This is a genomic window from Pseudomonas sp. Pseusp18, from assembly GCF_059506005.1.
Genome location: NZ_CP169240.1, coordinates 3,723,264 through 3,740,463, shown reverse-complemented (window position 1 = coordinate 3,740,463; position 17,200 = coordinate 3,723,264). Strand labels below are relative to the sequence as shown.

Annotated in this window: 13 protein-coding genes; 8 read left to right on the top strand and 5 right to left on the bottom strand. The window is 60.5% G+C overall.

Features of this window, described 5'->3' with window-relative positions:
- Positions 1 to 12 precede the first annotated feature (12 nt).
- Positions 13 to 561: a type VI secretion system contractile sheath small subunit gene (gene tssB, locus ACEN9A_RS16695; protein WP_026331704.1), complete on the bottom strand. Its 549-nt coding sequence runs from the start codon at positions 559 to 561 to the stop codon at positions 13 to 15.
- Between the two features lie 228 nt (positions 562 to 789).
- On the opposite strand from tssB, the gene ACEN9A_RS16690 reads away from it, so the two are divergent.
- From ACEN9A_RS16690 to tssA, 5 genes are all read left to right on the top strand, one after another.
- Entirely contained in the window at positions 790 to 1,239 is a 450-nt protein-coding gene (locus tag ACEN9A_RS16690) for a type VI secretion protein (protein ID WP_258668701.1), read from the top strand.
- A 66-nt stretch (positions 1,240 to 1,305) separates the two neighbouring features.
- Positions 1,306 to 2,637, top strand: a complete 1,332-nt coding sequence (gene tssK, locus ACEN9A_RS16685) for a type VI secretion system baseplate subunit TssK (RefSeq protein WP_258668700.1) — start codon at positions 1,306 to 1,308, stop codon at positions 2,635 to 2,637.
- A gap of 18 nt (positions 2,638 to 2,655) precedes the next feature.
- Positions 2,656 to 3,423 carry a DotU family type IV/VI secretion system protein gene (locus tag ACEN9A_RS16680; protein WP_258668698.1) on the top strand — a complete coding sequence of 256 codons (768 nt, stop codon included), beginning with the start codon at positions 2,656 to 2,658 and terminating at the stop codon, positions 3,421 to 3,423.
- Positions 3,420 to 7,238, top strand: a complete 3,819-nt coding sequence (locus ACEN9A_RS16675) for a type VI secretion system protein (RefSeq protein ID WP_258668696.1) — start codon at positions 3,420 to 3,422, stop codon at positions 7,236 to 7,238. The genes ACEN9A_RS16680 and ACEN9A_RS16675 overlap by 4 nt, the downstream gene beginning before the upstream one ends.
- Entirely contained in the window at positions 7,235 to 8,332 is a 1,098-nt protein-coding gene (tssA, locus tag ACEN9A_RS16670; RefSeq protein ID WP_258668695.1) for a type VI secretion system protein TssA, read from the top strand. Before ACEN9A_RS16675 ends, tssA begins: the two co-directional genes overlap by 4 nt.
- Here the strand turns inward: tssA and ACEN9A_RS16665 are convergent.
- Positions 8,329 to 9,300, bottom strand: coding sequence for a 2-hydroxyacid dehydrogenase (locus ACEN9A_RS16665; protein ID WP_258668694.1), 972 nt, complete (start codon positions 9,298 to 9,300; stop codon positions 8,329 to 8,331). The two genes, tssA and ACEN9A_RS16665, sit on opposite strands and share 4 nt — an antisense overlap.
- 529 nt (positions 9,301 to 9,829) lie before the next feature.
- Between ACEN9A_RS16665 and ACEN9A_RS16660 the strand changes: the two genes are divergently transcribed.
- A complete protein-coding gene (locus ACEN9A_RS16660) occupies positions 9,830 to 11,110 on the top strand; it encodes a serine/threonine transporter (protein WP_258668693.1) in 1,281 nt (426 codons plus the stop codon).
- 12 nt (positions 11,111 to 11,122) lie between these two features.
- Here ACEN9A_RS16660 and ACEN9A_RS16655 read toward each other — a convergent pair whose 3' ends face one another.
- Both ACEN9A_RS16655 and acnB read right to left on the bottom strand, forming a co-directional pair.
- A complete protein-coding gene (locus ACEN9A_RS16655) occupies positions 11,123 to 11,803 on the bottom strand; it encodes a glycosyltransferase (protein ID WP_258668692.1) in 681 nt (226 codons plus the stop codon).
- A gap of 147 nt (positions 11,804 to 11,950) precedes the next feature.
- Positions 11,951 to 14,560 (bottom strand): bifunctional aconitate hydratase 2/2-methylisocitrate dehydratase, encoded by a 2,610-nt coding sequence (gene acnB / locus ACEN9A_RS16650; protein WP_019648931.1) that lies wholly within the window; start codon positions 14,558 to 14,560, stop codon positions 11,951 to 11,953.
- A 409-nt stretch (positions 14,561 to 14,969) separates the two neighbouring features.
- On the opposite strand from acnB, the gene ACEN9A_RS16645 reads away from it, so the two are divergent.
- Positions 14,970 to 15,440: a DUF1289 domain-containing protein gene (locus ACEN9A_RS16645; RefSeq protein ID WP_007937731.1), complete on the top strand. Its 471-nt coding sequence runs from the start codon at positions 14,970 to 14,972 to the stop codon at positions 15,438 to 15,440.
- Between the two features lie 110 nt (positions 15,441 to 15,550).
- Here ACEN9A_RS16645 and ACEN9A_RS16640 read toward each other — a convergent pair whose 3' ends face one another.
- Positions 15,551 to 16,414 carry a universal stress protein gene (locus tag ACEN9A_RS16640; RefSeq protein ID WP_258668691.1) on the bottom strand — a complete coding sequence of 288 codons (864 nt, stop codon included), beginning with the start codon at positions 16,412 to 16,414 and terminating at the stop codon, positions 15,551 to 15,553.
- 160 nt (positions 16,415 to 16,574) lie between these two features.
- Here ACEN9A_RS16640 and ACEN9A_RS16635 point away from each other — a divergent pair, with 160 nt between their 5' ends.
- Entirely contained in the window at positions 16,575 to 17,183 is a 609-nt protein-coding gene (locus ACEN9A_RS16635) for a MiaE family protein (RefSeq protein WP_008010271.1), read from the top strand.
- Positions 17,184 to 17,200: the final 17 nt, after the last annotated feature.

The window sequence follows — 17,200 nt, the reverse complement described above, 5'->3', positions numbered from 1 at the left end:
GTGGATGAGCGATCAGGCTTGCGGTTCAGCCGGTGCTTCGCTGTCGCCAGCAGGAGCGGGAGCGGCGGTGTCCGGACGAGCCGACTTGATCTCTTGCAGTCCCTCGGTGTTGGCAATGACGTCACGCAGCAGCTTGTCCAGATCATCGTTGCCATCGAGTTTGGTCAGCAGGTCGCGCAGACGTTGACGCGCTTCGAACAGGCGCCGCAGCGGAGTGACTTGCTCGACCACCTTGACCGGATCGAAGTCATCGATGTGTTTGAAGTTGAGCTCGATGTTGAGCTTGCTGTCGTCGCCGCTGAGGGTGTTGTTGACCTGCAAGGTGGCGCGCGGGCCGATCGAGGCGAGGACTTCATTGAAGTTGTCGCGGTCGATTTCGGTGAAACGCCGTTCATTCAATTTCGGGAGTGGTTCGAGAGGCTTGCCGGAGAGGTCGGCAAGAATACCGACAACCAATGGCAATTCTTTCTTCTCGATCGCGTTGCCGATTTCGACGTCGTAGGTGATTTGCACCCGGGGTGGGCGAACCCTGTCTAGCTTGTGCTGAGTACTTTCTGCCATGGTGGCTGACTCCGATGCATGAGGCGGGAGCAATGCATCGGGAGGCCCGTTTCATCGCATTCCCTTACTGGACCGTAGGTTAGAAAGGGAGGGCAGAGGACCTGTCATTCCTTTGACGAACCTTCCACATTCGTCGTGCCGACCGAACTACCCAAGACGCTAGAACAGGTCTATAAAAAAGCAAACGAAAAACGTTTTTGGACCGTGTCGAGAAAAGGAAAATTCATTTTGTACGCACGTCTTTTTTCTTTGCTTGTGCTCCTGTCGTTCGCCGGGTGTTCGTTGTTCGGGCCTCGCGTCGATCTCGATAACCTGACGCTGGACGTCGCGCCCCGCGCCAACGATGACACCCCGATTGCGGTGGACTTCATTGCGGTGAACGACGCGGATCTGCTCAAGCAATTGTCGGGCATCACCGCTCGCCAGTGGTTCGCCGAACGCGAGCAGTATCAGCGCGACTACCGGCAGCTGATGTCGGTCTGGGGACTGGAGCTGGTGCCCGGTCAATTCATCGACAAACAACCCTTCCCGTTGGGGGGCAAGCGGGCGGCTGGACTTTTAGTCTTCGCCAGCTATACCACTCCCGGAGCACACCGGTTGCGGCTGGACGATCAAAGCAACGCCTGGCTCAAGTTCGACAGTCGCGAGATGACACTGGTCAGCGACCACCCGAACTGAACACAGGATTGCTCCCACAAGGGCTGATGTTCAAGCCAGGCACCACAAGAGGTCGAAGGGAATCGTATGAGTCTGCTTCCTGACGCGGTTTGCTGGCATGAGGGCATGCAGTTGCTGCCCCAGCATTTTCAGTTGCAAGGGCTGCGGGCCGAGGCGTTGGTAGCGCATTTCGCCCAGGCGTGTAATCCATGGTTCTGGGGCGTGACCCGCGTTGAATTCGATCCCTCGGCACTGAGTGCCGGGCTGGTGCGCCTGCTCAATTTGCAGGCGACGTTGCCGGATGGTTTGCCGGTCAATCTGCAGGCCGGTGTCGGGCCGATGCTGGAGCTCGACGTCAGTGAGGCGATCGACGCCACGGACAATGCCACCGTCACCGTTTACCTGGCGGTCAGCCCGCTGTGGCGTGCCGGTCAGTTGCTGCCGCTCAAGGGGCGATTGCAGTCGGTGGTCGGCGATGCACTGCCGGACCTCACCAGTGGCGAGTACCCCGAATCGATCACGGTGTGGCGTCCGAATCCGCGTTTGTGCACGCAACTGAACAAGGCGGATTCCGTCTGCCTGCCGCTGTTGAGAATTCGCAAGGAAGGTGGCGGCTTTCTAGCGTTGCCTTACACACCGCCAACGCCGTGCCTGTTGCCCGAATCGGTGGTGGGCCGGCGCGTGGCGGGACTGTGTGCCAGGGCGCGGGAGAAATGCATGTTCCTCGCCGGTCGTTTGCGCCAGGCGCAGCAGGCCGGCAATCAGGATGATTCGATGGAAATCCGGCGTCAGTTGACGGCGCTGTGGGCGCGATTGCCGGAAGTCGAAGGTCTGCTGAACAGTCGCGTGGCCGCGCCGCAGGCGCTGTATGGCTCGTTGCTCGGGCTGGCCGGCGCGTGGTCGGCGCTCGATCCATTAGCCGGGGTTCCGGCATTCGCGCCGCTGGATTTTCTGGAGTTGCAGCGCGGCTATGAAACGGTGCTCGACTGGCTGGAAAAGACCCTCGAACTGATCCGCGCCGGCTATCGCAGCCTGGCGTTCGAACGCAACGAACAATCCTTCTCGATTCAATTGCCCGACGACCAACCGAGCCAACGGCTGGTCATCGGTTTGCGCATGCCCAATGGCGCCAGCGAGCAGGCCGCCAGCGAATGGCTGAGCGGAGCGATCATCGCCTCGCAGCCGCACATCCCGTTGCTCAGCCGTCAGCGCATGAGCGGTTTGTCCCATGAGGCCATGAGCCGCAATGAGCAAGTGGCCTACGGCGTCGGCGACGATACGCGGTTGTTCGTGGTGACGGCCGAAGGCCAATGGTTCGACGGGCAGTTGCCGTTGCTGATTGCCGCACCGGCTTCCAGGCTGGCCAGCAGTCCATGGCAAGTGGTGTTGTTTGTGGCCCAGGCGAGTGAAAGTGCTTGATCAAGGAAGGAACGTCATATGTCTGAGGGGAATGCCGGGACAGGTACACGAGGCCTGAACGAAGCGCCGCTGAGCAGTGCTTTTCGCCAGGCCTGGCAGCAATGGTCCCAGGACTGGAGCCAGTTGCCCAAGGACAGCGAAGACGAAGCGCTGGTGGAAGCGGTGGTCGAACTCTCCACGCAAATCTCCCAGCGACTCTGGCGAACCGCTTTTGCCAAAGTCGGTGATGCCGCCACCGAACAAGTCAAAGCGCTGGTTTATGCCTTTGTCGCGCTGGTCGATGAAACCTTGCTGTTCACGCCGTGGCCGGGCCAGTCGGCCTGGCAGGATAAACCCCTGGAATCGCGGATGTACGCCAGTCGTCAGGCCGGCGAGCGGATACCGTTGGCGATCAAGGAGCTGCTGGATGAGCAAATCCCTACCACTCGCGATCTGGCCAATGTCTATTTGCAGTGCCTGGTGCTGGGCTTTCAGGGGCGTCTGCGGGGCGAACAGAATCAGGCCCAGCATGAAAAATGGCGCCTGGCGCTGTTCACCTTTGCCTGGCAGCACGAGGCGGATTATGCCGATGTCAGCGCCCGGCTCGAACAACCTTCGGCGGTGACGCCGCTGCAATTGCCGGTGCGTCTTTCGTTGCCCGATGGCTTTCGCCTGGGGTTGGGAATTCTTGCCGTGGTCCTGTTGCTGACCGGTTTGGGGCAGTTGTTCTGGCGTGACATTCGCCAGGAGCTCGAACCGGTCTTGCAACTGACCGATTCGGTGGCCACCTCGGAGCAAGACTCATGAGCACGCTGGGGATTATCGGTCTGATCATCGTCGTGCTGTTGGTGCTGGCGATTGTCGCCGTGGCGGTCTGGTGGTTGCGCACGCAAAGCGGCGCGGCGATCCGCAGTTTTTACCTGGCGGTGCGGCAGATGGAGCAGGAGCAAGGCACCCGGGATCGTTACCAGATTCCCTGGCTGCTGATGCTCGGCAACGAGACTCAGGGCACGCAGTTGTGCACCCAGTGGCGCTTGCAGCCCACCGACAAACCGAGCTGGTTCGGTCGCTGGTGGTCGGACCCCGAAGGTGCCGTATTGGTGGTGCCCCAGGCGCTGTTTTTGCCGGATGAAGGCATGCACCTGCAACGGGGTGGCTGGTGGCGCTTGCTGGGGTTGATCCTGCGCTTGCGCAGTCAGCGTCCGCTGGACGGCGTGATCTGGACGGTGCCGATCAGTCGGCTGGGCAATGCCGAGCAGGCGGCGGCCCTCGGCCTGGCGGCGCGTCGACGTTTTATCGATCTGTTGCAGCGCTTCGGTTTGAGTCTGCCGGTGTACGTGGTCGTTACCGGCATGGAAGAGTTGCCGGGTTTTCAGGAGTTGATTAGCGCGCTGCCGGTCGAGGCTCGCGAACGCACACTCGGCTGGTCTTCGCCCCACGGGCCCGATGCGGTGTGGCAAGCGCAATGGAGCGATCAGGCGCTGGATCAGGTCAACCGGGCCCTGGCGGAATCGATCATCGAAATCGGCGCCTTGTCCGGGCAGTTGAGCGTCGATTTGTATGGCTTGCCGGAACGTTTCGAAGCCTTGCGGCGGCATCTGCAATCCTTGCTGGAACCGGTTTTCCAGGGTAATGCGCAAGGCGAGGCGCCACGTTTTCGCGGTGTCTATTTCACCGCCAACCAGCCCTCGGACGACAGCGCCGACGGGTTTTCGGCCTACGACACCGGCTTGCAGCAGAGCGCTTTCGCCCGGCAACTGTGGCAGCGGCGGGTGGTCGCCGAGCGCGGTCTGGCTCAGGTGGTGCCGCGTCTGTTACGCCTGCGTCAGCGCTGGCAGCGCGTGACCGGTGGGGTGGCGCTGGTGGTCGCGCTGCTCTGGGGCGCTGGCATGCTGTGGGTGTGGCAGGACTCGGAAAAGGATGCCCATGAGTTGTCGCGCCTGATGCAAGGGGCGCAGAAAAATTACGTGGCGGTCACGGATGAATCTCATCGGCGGGAGGCGACCCGGCGTAACGTCCAGGGTTTCTGGCGGGTGCTGGAGAAGGCGCAGCGCTGGCGCTTCACCTCGGTGGTGTTTCCGACCTCCTGGTTCTCCTCGCTGGATGCGCAGTTGGAGAACGAATTGCGCCTGACCGCACATAGTCACTTGTTGTTGCCGCTGCGCGATCTGTTGAGCGCGGATCTGGCGCAACTCAAGACCATTCGCAACACCGAACGACGGGGCAACGTCGAAAGCGAAGACCCGGCCCAATGGCAAAACTACGTCAAGGCCACGGAGCTGGTCGAGCGTGCGGTGAGTCTGGAGCAGCAGAACCAGTGGTTCAGTCAGGCGCTGAACAACACCAAGGCGCCGCTCGAAGACCTTGTGTTGCTGAGCAACAACGCCCTGTCGCTGAACCTCAACGCTGGCACGTTGCACCGCGCCGGTTTTTACAACCGGGCGCTGCTGGATGTCGACAACAGTGAGTTGAAACCACTTGACCTGACCGTCGAGCGCGCGCAGATCGAGGAAAACTTCCTCGGGCTCATGGAGCGCTGGCTGGACCAGTATTTCCTTGCCGATAACTTTGTCCGCCAGGCCGGTTATCTGAGATTGCACCTGGAGCGACTGGAGGCCGGCAGCGGCAATTCCCTCACCGAGCTGGAAGATCTGCGGGCGTTGATCGACGACCTGCAAGCGCTGGTCGGCTTGACCAACTCGGCGTGGAGCCGGGGCAAGGGACAGGATCTGGTGCCCGGTTACCGGGCGATGATGGACAAGGTGCGCCAAAGCACATTGCTTGGCCCGCAGGTCGAACAGCAACTGGATCAACAGGCGTCGAAGTTGCAGCAGAGCTTTCGTGACCAGTGGATCACCCAGGCCGGGGCCAGGGACAATTTGCTGATTCAGCAAGGCAGCGGGCAACTGGTCTTGCAGGAGCATGTGGTGCAGTTGAACAACGCCGTGCAGGCACTGTTCAAGCGTGATTTTGTCGCCATCGCCTTGCAGGCGGATCAGTCCGACGTCCCGGATGGGCAGGGGCGCGGTGTTGATGGCGACGACCTCGACAGTGCGCTGAACTACTTCGCCAGTTACAAGAGTTATGCCGCCGAAGAGCTGCCGCGCATTCCCCCGGCGTATCGTGGCGCGTTGCTGCAAGCGGCCGAAGGCGCGGTGGTCAAGGCCATGTTGTCGAGCCTGCGCGAGCACAATGCGCAGGTCCACAGTGGTGTCTTCAATGTGCAGGCATCTCAGGCGATTGCCTTGCAAAAGGCCTTTGTCGAGGTGCGCCGCAGCGATCTGGCCACGCGTTTGCAAACCGCTTTGAACCGCCGCGCCCTGGCCGACATCGTCAGTGGCCTCGATGAAATCGTCGCCCAGCCGCTGTTCAGCGGGCGCACCGAAATCAGCCAGTGGGACGGCTCGAAAAACTTCGGCCTGCAACTGTACGGCGCCAATGACGTGCAGGATCTGAAACTGAGCCTCAAGCAGCAGTTCAACACCATGCTCGGCATCACCGAACGCCGCACTTCGGCGCTGGAATGGCTGAAAGTCCAGCAACAGAACCTCTCGGCACTGGATTACGAACGGGTGACGCAGTTCAGTGCGCTCAACGATGAACTGCTCAAATACAAAGAACAGAACCCTGCCAGTTCGCCAGCGCAGATCGAGCAGTTGGTGAGCCGCGACTTCATCGAAATGGACGTCGCGTCCTGCGGGCAGATTCTGCAAACCGCCAATCTGTCGGGTGGGCGCGGAACCTTGGCATTGCGCGCCGTGGAACTGCAACAAACCGCCATGCAGCGCTGCCAGTCCCTGCAACAGCAACAGGCTGCGGCGGCCTGGAATGAGCTGGCCAATTATTTCAACCAGTACCTGGCAGAGCGCTTTCCGTTTGCCAATGGCTTGCAGGCCAGCGACGCCGACCCGGCCCGGGTCCAGCATTTGCTGGAGCTGATCGACAAGCGTTTGCCGGTGGCGCAGGCTGGGTTGGCCCTGAGCCAGACCCCGGAACGTTTAGCCGCCGAGGACTTTCTCAATCGTCTGAAGCAAGCCAGTACCTGGCTGGGGCCGATGTTCGTGCGCGACAAGAGCGGCGTGCTGGGGGTGGAGATGGATGTGCGCTGGCGCACCGATCGGGAGGAAGAGCGCGGTGCCGACCAGGTGATTGCCTGGGGCTTGAATGCCGGGAATCAACAGATCAGCTATCCCGGCGAGGCTCAGCAGAACCTGCGCTGGATGGTCGGCCAACCTGTCCGGCTGACCTTGCGTTGGGCCAGAAATGGCTATCAGCGTCCGGCCAACGATCCGTTACAGCCGAGCCTGGTGGTGCGGGATCTGGAAGCAGGTTGGGAGTACAGCGGTCCATGGTCGCTGTTGCGCTTGATGCGTTCGCACATGTCGGTGCAACGCCAACCCAGCATGGACTACACGGATTTTCCGTTGACCTTGCGCCTGCCCGTGACCACGCAGGCCAGCGCAGCGGAGCAAACCCTGATGTTTGTGCGCCTGTCGTTGATGACCCAGGGCTCGAAATTGCCGTTGTCCATTCAGCCCTTGCCGACCCGGGCTCCGCGTTCACCGTTCCTGGTGACGCGCTCGACCGCGGCGATTGAATCCCATGAGGAGGAGGGCCTGTGAATCAACCATCAACACCGTTGCCGGAACTGATTGCGCAACTGCTCGAACCGATCAGCAAGGAGGCGCCTTGTGGTCAGGATTTGCGTTATGAACCCGAGTTCGACCGGTTGCGCGAACTGCGCCGCGAGGATGACACCAGTTTGCCGACGGGGGTGTGGCAGTCGTCGATCAAGCGCGCCCAGTGGCCGGAGCTGGAAAAACTGGCCACGAGCCTGCTGCTCGAGCGCAGCAAGGATTTGATGCTAAGCGCTTGGCTGGGGGAGGCCTGGCTGCATCAGGACGGGCTTGAAGGGTTGCCGGGCAGCCTGGCGCTGGTGGCCGGGTTATGCGAGCGCTATCCCGAACACTTGCACCCGCAGGCTGAGGACGGCGACCAGTCGTGGCGAGTGATACCGCTGGAATGGCTGGCTCGACGCTACGCTGAAGTGTTGCTGACCCGAGTGCCGCTGTTCGAGCCGCACAACCACGAATTCGATGGTTTCTGCCTGGACGCCTGGCGCCGGTTGCAGTTGCAACAGGTGCAGGGCAGCGACAGTAAAGCGGCCAAGACCTCGGCCGAGAACGCGCGCAACGAACAGAAAAAAATCACCGAACAGATTCGCGCCACACCGTTGTCATTCTGGTTGCGCAGCCAGGGCAGTCTGCTGCTCAGCCAGCAGCACTTGCAGCGCCTGGAGGTGTGGAGCGACGCTTTTCTCGGAAATCAGGCCCCAGGCTTCAAGGTGCTGCAGGACGTGATCGACGCGTTGTTGACGCTGGTTCAGGAGTTTATCGCCATGCATCCACGAAAACCGACCCCGGCGCCTCCGGTCGAAACGCCAGTGGTGGCTGCATCGAGCCCCAGCCCGACCGCCGCGCCTGAAGTCCTTGCCGTGCCCCAGGTGTTCAGCGAACCGGCGAATCGTGAAGAGGCGTACCGGCAATTGCTGCTGATCGCCGAGTACCTGGCGCGCACCGAACCCCACAGTCCGGTGCCCTATCTGATCAAGCGGGGCGTGGAGTGGGGCAACAAGCCCCTGAGCGAGCTGCTGGGCGAACTGATCAGCGCCGATGCCGAATCCCGACGACTCTGGACGCTGTTGGGCGTTCTTTAGTGATTGAGTCGGGTGGTTGTCGACGGTGGCGGTAACGCAATGGGCGTCAGTACCGGCTGACCGGAAAAAAAAGCCGTCAGGTTTTTGCCGGCCAGTTCGACGGTGCCTTGGGTGGCCTCCGGGGACAATCCGGCGACATGCGGAGTCAGAATCACGTTGGCCAACCCCTTGAGGGCGTCCGGTACCTGGGGTTCGTGGTCGAAGACATCCAGCGCGGCACCGGCGATCCGCCGCTGTTCGAGCGCGGTGATCAGGTCTGCCGTGACGACCACGCTGGCTCGGGCGATGTTGACGAGGAAACCGTTAGGCCCCAGGGCGTCGAGCACTTGCCGGTTGATCAGGTGTTGGGTGCCGATCCCGCCCGGGGTGGCAACTATCAGAAAGTCTGATTGGCGTGCCAGCTCGGTAGGCGTCGAGCAATAGCTATACGGCACATCGCTGCGATGCTGACGGTTGTGGTAACTCACTCTCATATCGAAGCCGTTGGCGGCACGTTTGGCGATAGCAAGGCCAACGGCACCGAGGCCGAGGATGCCTATGTGTTTGCCGGACAGCGAAGGACGCATGATTTTCGGCCACTCGCCCCGACGGACGGCAGCATCGGCCCGAGGGATGTCACGAACCAGTGCCAGCAGCAACGCCATGGCGTGATCGGCAACGGAGGAGGCATTGACGCCGGCACCGTTGGTGACAGTGATGCCCCGGTTGACGGCGGCCTGCAGGTCGACGTGTTCGTAACCGGCGCCGATCACGCAGATGATCTTGAGGTTGGGCAGGGCGGCGATTTCATTGGCATACAGGCCCAACGGGCCACGCGTCAGCACCGCATCGATCTGGCTGCCCTGGCGGGCAATGGCGGCAGCGCGCTCGGCCGGGGTTGGGGCCAGGATCAAATGAAACCCCTGATGTTCGAGAATCGGCAGGTATTCATTGATGGTTTCAACCAGTACCAGAACGGTTGCGGTCATGCTGGGCTCCTGTGGGCAGCGGAGTGTCGGGGCTCGAACGTCGCGTCAGATTGCTGACTCCAGAGCAGATTGGCAATGGTCCGAGATCATAGGCTATTGGTTGGCAAGCACCTGTGCAGGCGTTGGCGATACCGGCGAGCTTCTTAGATACAACACTAGATCAGTGCGCGGCAGGTGGAGAGGATTTGTCCGCGATGAAATTGCCGTAGCAGCTGTCGAGTCTGCGAGGCTGCGTTCGGCTGCGCATCAGTCGTAAAATCAGGCGCTGCGGTCCGTCAGGCACACCGTACATTAGGGCTTACTAAAGCGTGTCAGAAAACGACACATCGCATACCCGCTGCCGACAGTTATTTTTCTAAAAGCGACAGGCCTTTGATCTGCTCCGCACAACCATTGCTCAGCTAAGCCTTTGCTTCTGCTCGTTTATCGCGGAGAATCCCGCCCCTGTTTCGGCCGGAGCATGTCTGTCGGTTTTTTCCGACGCGTCCTGACCGAGTGGCAAGTGACCGGAAAGCGGAGATCCGACCGGATGAATGATCAGGCCAATAGCGTCGACGAACGCTACGTAGCGGCGACACCAGCGAGCCTCGAAAGCTGGAATCGCCATGACACCACCTGGATGCTGGGCCTGTTTGGCACGGCAATCGGGGCCGGTACCCTGTTTTTACCCATCAACGCGGGGCTGGGCGGCTTTTGGCCGTTGCTGATCCTGGCGTTGCTGGCGTTCCCCATGACGTTTTACGCGCACCGTGGCCTGACCCGCTTTGTGCTGTCCGGTCGTGAAGGTGCAGACATCACCGAAGTGGTGGAAGAACATTTCGGCATTAAGGCCGGCGCGCTGATCACCTTGCTGTATTTCTTCGCGATCTTCCCGATCCTGCTGATCTACAGCGTGGCCCTGACCAACACCGTGGGCAGTTTCCTCGAACATCAGCTGCACATCATGCCGCCACCGCGCGCCGTGCTGTCGTTCGTGCTGATTCTCGGCCTGCTGGCGGTGGTGCGTTGCGGTGAGCAGGTGATCGTCAAGGCCATGAGCCTGATGGTGTATCCGTTCATCGTCGCGCTGCTGTTCCTGGCGGTGTTCCTGATTCCTCACTGGAATGGCGGCATCCTCAGCACCGCGTCCACGCTGCCTGAGTCGTCGGCGCTGCTGCACACCCTGTGGCTGGCGATTCCGGTGATGGTGTTCTCGTTCAACCATTCGCCGATCATTTCGGCGTTCGCGGTGGACCAGAAACGTCGCTACGGCACTCATGCCCAAGAGCGCAGCTCGCAGATCCTGTCCCGCGCCCACCTCTTGATGGTGGTGATGGTGCTGTTCTTCGTCTTCAGCTGCGTGCTGACCCTGTCGCCGGCGCAACTGGCGGAAGCCAAGGCGCAGAACCTGTCGATCCTGTCGTACCTGGCCAACCACTTCAGCAACCCGACCATCGCCTTCGCGGCGCCGTTGATTGCCTTCGTGGCCATTTCCAAGTCATTCCTGGGCCACTACATCGGCGCCAGCGAAGGCTTGAAGGGCTTGATCGTCAAGAGCGGCAAACGCCCGGCGCCGAAGACCCTGGACCGTATCGTCGCCGCGTTCATGCTGGTGGTCTGCTGGATCGTCGCGACCCTGAACCCGAGCATTCTTGGCATGATCGAAACCCTCGGTGGCCCGGTCATCGCGGCGATCCTGTTCCTGATGCCGATGTACGCGATCCGCAAAGTGCCGGCCATGGCGCGTTACCGTGGCCAAGCCTCCAACGTCTTCGTGACGCTGGTGGGCCTGGTGGCCATTTCGGCGTTGATCTACTCGCTCAGCGCCTGAAACAGCGGGCGATCAATCGGGGTTGCCCCGGTTGATCGCCCCCTTCGAATGCCCGGCCAGACGACCTTTGGTTCGCTGGCGGCAATGCTCGATAGCCGCAACGGCTTTTTCGCAGGCCTTGCACAGTGTGGCGGGCGCTGCGGCTTGCTGCGGTGCGAACCACTCGGGGCAGAAGCTGATCACGCCGTCCGGCGAATGCATCCATTGGCTGATAACGTGTTGAACCGTCCCACCCAGGCCCTTTCTGGCGCGCAAGGCGTTAAGCGATGGCGCACAGAGCTGGTCCAGCGCCAGCCGATGGGCCTCGCGCAAGAACGGTGAAATCTGTACCGAAAGGTAGGCAATGCCAAACTTCTCCTGGGCCACACGTGCGCCCAACGCCCAAAACGAGCCCACCACCACGATATCCTCATGGCGCCGCGCTGCGATGTAGTCAAAGGTCGGTTCGAGCAGGTGCGAGACCGCGTTCCACTGCTCTGCCAAAGCGCTTTTCGAGTCTCGCGGGCGGGGTGTGTCGTCGCAGGTTTGCTGACCTAACGGCTCGAATTCCAGCCCGTACTGTTCGACGGTGGCTTTGAACGCCGGCAGGCTGCACAAGGTCGCGCGATGACCGCGCAGGTTCAGCGCATTGGCCAGGCCAATGAAGGGGAAAACGTCACCGGGCGAACCGATGGCGATCAGGATGACCCGCATGACTCCTCCTTGAGATAAGGCCCGTGGGGCCTCGTGGCACGCCGTCCTGGTGCCGACATCAGGCAAAGATAGCTGGGTAATTGGCGTCAGGCATAAAAAAACGCCGCTCATCTCACGATGGGCGGCGTTTTTTATGGCTTTGTAGCGTTAGGCTTGAACGACCGGGATGTTGGCGTTCGCGGCAGCTTCACGGAACTCGGCGATCTGGTCGAAGGACAGGTAGCGGTAAACGTCGGCCGCCATGCTGTCGATCTTGCCAGCGTATTCCATGTACTCCTCGACGGTCGGCAGGCGACCCAGGATGGACGCAACGGACGCCAGCTCGGCCGAAGCCAGGTAGACGTTCGCGCCGTCACCCAGACGGTTCGGGAAGTTACGGGTCGACGTCGACACCACGGTGGAGTTCGGCTCTACACGTGCCTGGTTACCCATGCACAGCGAGCAGCCTGGCATTTCCATGCGTGCGCCGGCCTTGCCGTAGATGCCGTAGTAGCCTTCTTCGGTCAGCTGGTGAGCGTCCATTTTGGTCGGCGGCGACAGCCACAGACGGGTTGGCAGCTGACCTTTGACCTGTTCCAGCAACTTGCCGGCAGCGCGGAAGTGACCGATGTTGGTCATGCACGAACCGATGAACACTTCGTCGATCTTCTCGCCAGCAACGCTGGAGAGCAGACGGGCGTCGTCCGGATCGTTCGGTGCGCAGAGCACAGGCTCGTTGATGTCGGCCAGATCGATTTCGATGACTTCGGCGTATTCGGCGTCGGCATCGGCTTCCATCAGTTGCGGGTTGGCGATCCAGGCTTCCATCGCTTGAGCACGACGCTCCAGGGTACGTGCATCGCCGTAGCCTTCGCCGATCATCCAGCGCAGCAGGGTGATGTTGGATTGCAGGTACTCGGTGATCGACTCTTTCGACAGCTTGATGGTGCAACCGGCAGCCGAACGTTCGGCCGACGCGTCGGACAGCTCGAAAGCCTGTTCCAGCGTCAGGCCTTCCAGGCCTTCGATTTCCAGGATGCGGCCGGAGAAGGCGTTTTTCTTGCCTTTCTTCTCGACGGTCAGCAGACCGTTCTGGATGGCGAAGTAAGGAATGGCATGAACCAGGTCACGCAGGGTGATGCCAGGTTTCATTTTGCCTTTGAAGCGCACCAGGATCGATTCCGGCATGTCCAGCGGCATGACGCCGGTGGCAGCGGCGAACGCGACCAGACCGGAACCGGCCGGGAACGAGATGCCCATCGGGAAACGGGTGTGCGAGTCGCCACCGGTACCCACGGTGTCTGGCAGCAGCATGCGGTTCAGCCACGAGTGGATGATGCCGTCGCCCGGACGCAGGGAAACGCCGCCGCGGGTCATGATGAAGTCAGGCAGGGTGTGGTGGGTGGTCACGTCGATCGGCTTCGGATACGCCGCGGTGTGGCAGAAGGACTGCATCACCAGATCAGCGGAGAAGCCCAGGCACGCCAGGTCTTTCAGTTCGTCACGGGTCATTGGACCGGTGGTGTCCTGGGAACCTACGGTGGTCATCTTCGGTTCGCAGTAGGTGCCAGGACGAACGCCTTTGCCTTCTGCCAGGCCGCAAGCCTTGCCGACCATTTTCTGCGCCAGGGTGAAACCCTTGGTGCTTTCGGCCGGAGCTTCAGGCTTCTTGAACAGGTCGAACGGCGGCAGACCCAGCTCGGCGCGAGCCTTCTCGGTCAGGCCACGGCCGATGATCAGCGGAATACGGCCGCCGGCGCGGACTTCGTCCAGCAGCACCGGGGTCTTCATTTCGAAGGTGGTCAGGACTTCGTCGCTGTTGTGCTTGGTGACTTTGCCAGCATGCGGGTACAGGTCGATCACGTCGCCCATGTTCATGTTGGAAACGTCGAACTCGATTGGCAGTGCGCCGGCATCTTCCATGGTGTTGTAGAAGATCGGAGCGATTTTGCTGCCGAAGCAGAAACCGCCAGCGCGCTTGTTCGGCACGTAAGGAATGTCGTCGCCGAAGAACCACAGTACCGAGTTGGTAGCGGATTTACGCGAGGAACCTGTACCGACCACGTCACCGACGTAGGCGATAGGGAAACCCTGGCCGCGCATTTCTTCGATCTGCTTCATCGGGCCGGTTTTGCCTTGCTCGTCCGGAACGATGCCGTCACGGGCCATTTTCAGCATGGCCAGGGCGTGCAGCGGGATGTCTGGACGCGACCAGGCGTCTGGAGCAGGGGACAGGTCGTCGGTGTTGGTTTCGCCGGTCACCTTGAAGACGCGCAGGCTGATCTTGTCGGCCAGTACCGGGCGCTTCTTGAACCACTCGCCGTCGGCCCAGGATTGCAGGACGCCTTTGGCGTGAACGTTGCCGTTCTTGGCTTTTTCAGCCACGTCGTGGAAGGCATCGAACATCAGCAGGGTGTGCTTGAGTTCTTCGGCAGCTACTGGTGCCAGTTCGGCGTCGTCCAGCAGGTTTACCAGGGTCACGATGTTGTAGCCGCCCTGCATGGTGCCGAGCAGTTCAACAGCGCGCTTCTTGTCGATCAGAGGGGATTTTGCTTCGCCTTTGGCGAGGGCAGACAGGAAACCGGCCTTTACATAGGCGGCTTCGTCCACTCCTGGCGGAACGCGATTGGTGATCAGGTCAACGAGGAAAGCTTCTTCGCCAGCCGGGGGATTCTTCAGCAGCTCGACCAGGCCTGCAGTTTGTTCGGCGTTAAGCGGCTGGGGAACGATACCCAGTGCTGCACGCTCTTCGATATGTTTGCGGTAGGCTTCAAGCACAGTTATTACCCTCATCAGTGGTCCCAAATGGGTGTCCGGGACGCTCATCCCGAAATTGCCGTACTCATGCGCTGCGTGGCGTTGTGGGCCGCTTAGCCAGAATTACCGGCAATTCCTTACAGAAGCTGCTTTCAAAGTTTTACGCCTGCAGAACGGGGAGCTGATGAGGGTTGGCGTTGGGCTTTTCCCCGCTGGAAAAACCCTTCGCCAACACCGCTCTGAAGGAACGACTGTGCTCGTGACGCTTTGAAAACAGCTTCTTAACGGACATTGGCGCCTTAAAAGGCTGGCTGATTCTACGGCAAAAAAATTTGAAAGGTAAGTTAGGTCCAAAACTTTGAGGGGTGATGAATGTTAGACAAAGGGCTAACATGCCGACCTGTTCTGCTTTCCCGTGTTTTGTCTACCTATGCCCAATCAGACCATCAAGACCCCCTGCGTCGGCCTCTGCTCCACTGTTTACGGTGATTTGGTGTGCCGTGGCTGCAAGCGTTTCCACCACGAAGTGATCCATTGGAACGGTTACAACGAGGAAGAAAAACGCGCGGTATGGTTGCGTCTTGAGCAGTTGTTGTCCCAGGTGATGGCCGCCAAGGTAGAAATTTTCGATCCGGCGTTGCTAAGAATGCAGCTGGAACAGCGCAAGATCCGCTTTGTGCCGCATCAGTCGGAGTATTGCTGGGCTTATCAGTTGATCGCACGGGGCGCGCGGGTCATCAATAATCTGGAAGCCTACGGAATGGTGCTGCTGCCGGAGTTCCGCGACTGGAACCTGCCGGAACTGAGGGATGCCATTGATCGGGAGTTTTTCCTGCTCTCGGAAGCGCATTACCAGCGCTACATTGCGCCGGGGTTCCTAAAAGACGCCTTCGGCGGATAGTCTTTGAAGGCAAAAGATCGCAGCCTCGTTTCACTCGACAGCTCCTACAGGGGAACACGATTCATGTAGGAGCTGTCGAGTGAAACGAGGCTGCGATCTTTTGATCTTGCTCAATGCCGGGTCACGATCTCTTCCAGATGATCCATGATGTCGTCCGGCTTGAGCACCAGCACATCGCTCTCCAGCGCATCAAGCACCACTTCCGCCGTATTCCCGATCAACGCCCCGGACAACCCGGTCCGCGCCACCGTGCCGATCACCGTCAAAGAGGCCCCCAGCTTATGGGCCATGAACGGAATCAATACATCCGCCGGGCCTTCCTCGATGTGCAGGTGGTCGTCGTCGATGTCGAACTCGGCCTGGAACGCCTTGCATTGCTCGCGGTAGCGGGCCTCGATGGTTTCCTTGAGCTGCAACGTCGGGTCGGCCGCTGACAGCATCGGCGACGGATGGGCGCTGATCACGTGCAGATGGGCCTTGGCCAAGCTGGCAATGTCGTAGCCATGATCGATGATGCTGGCATGCAAGGTGCGGTGTTCGCCGTCCATGTTGCCGACATCGATGGCCGCGAGGATCACGCCGCCGGCCCAGGATTTGGCGGTTTTCACCAGCAGCACCGGAGTCGGGCAGTAGCGCAGCAGTTTCCAGTCCGCCGGGGTCAGCAGGGCCTTTTTCAGTGGGCTGTCGGGATAATGCTGCTTGACCACCAGCCCGCAACCTTCAGCCTGCTGCACATCGATAATGGTGTCGTGCAGGCTTTCGTTCCAGGCTTGCTCGGTGGTGACGTTGTACCCGTCCGCCAGCAGAGCCGCCTTGAGCACGCCGAGCATCGCGCTGTGATCATGCTTTTTATCGCAGACCAGCAGGTGCAGATGAGCCTGGGTCACGCCAGCGATCAATTTGGCCCGTTTGAGCGCCAGGCTTTCCGAGTGTTCGGGTTCAATGACCACCAGAATGCTGCGAATGGCTTGCATGATCGGGATCTCCTGAAAATGAAAAAGCACGGCGTTGCACAACTATAGTTGCTGCCGGCGATTCGGGGACTTGATGCATATCAACGGTGGCGACTGGTGGTCTGTCGGCAGGCCGGTATAATCGGCGCCCTTCGTTTTGAACCTTTTATCCGTGAGCCCCATGATCCTTCCCGAAATTCACGAGTTCCTTGGCTGCCGCACGCCCGACGGTTGGGTCCAGGCCGCGCTGGCCGATCAGGAAACGCTGCTGATCGACCACAAAAACTGCGAATTCAAGGCGGCCAGCACGGCGTTGAGCCTGATCGCCAAGTATCACTCCCACGTCGATCTGATCAACCTGATGTCGCGTCTGGCCCGGGAAGAGCTGGTGCACCACGAGCAGGTCATGCGCCTGATGAAAAAGCGCAAGATTGAACTGCGTCAGCTGTCCGCCGGGCGTTATGCCTCGGGGCTGCGCAAAGTGGTGCGCAGCCACGAGCCGGTGAAACTGGTGGATACGCTGGTGGTCGGCGCGTTCATCGAAGCTCGCAGTTGCGAGCGTTTCGAGGCATTGGTGCCGCATCTGGATGAGGAACTGGGCAAGTTCTACTTCGGCCTGCTGAAAAGCGAGGCCCGGCATTTCCAGGGGTATCTGAAACTGGCTTATCAATACGGTGACGCCAAGGACATCGCCCAAGTGATCGACAAGGTGCGTGATGCCGAACAGGCGTTGATCGAGTCGCCGGATGTGGAGTTCAGGTTTCACAGTGGCGTGCCGGTCGCGGCGTGACAACGTTTCATCTTCAA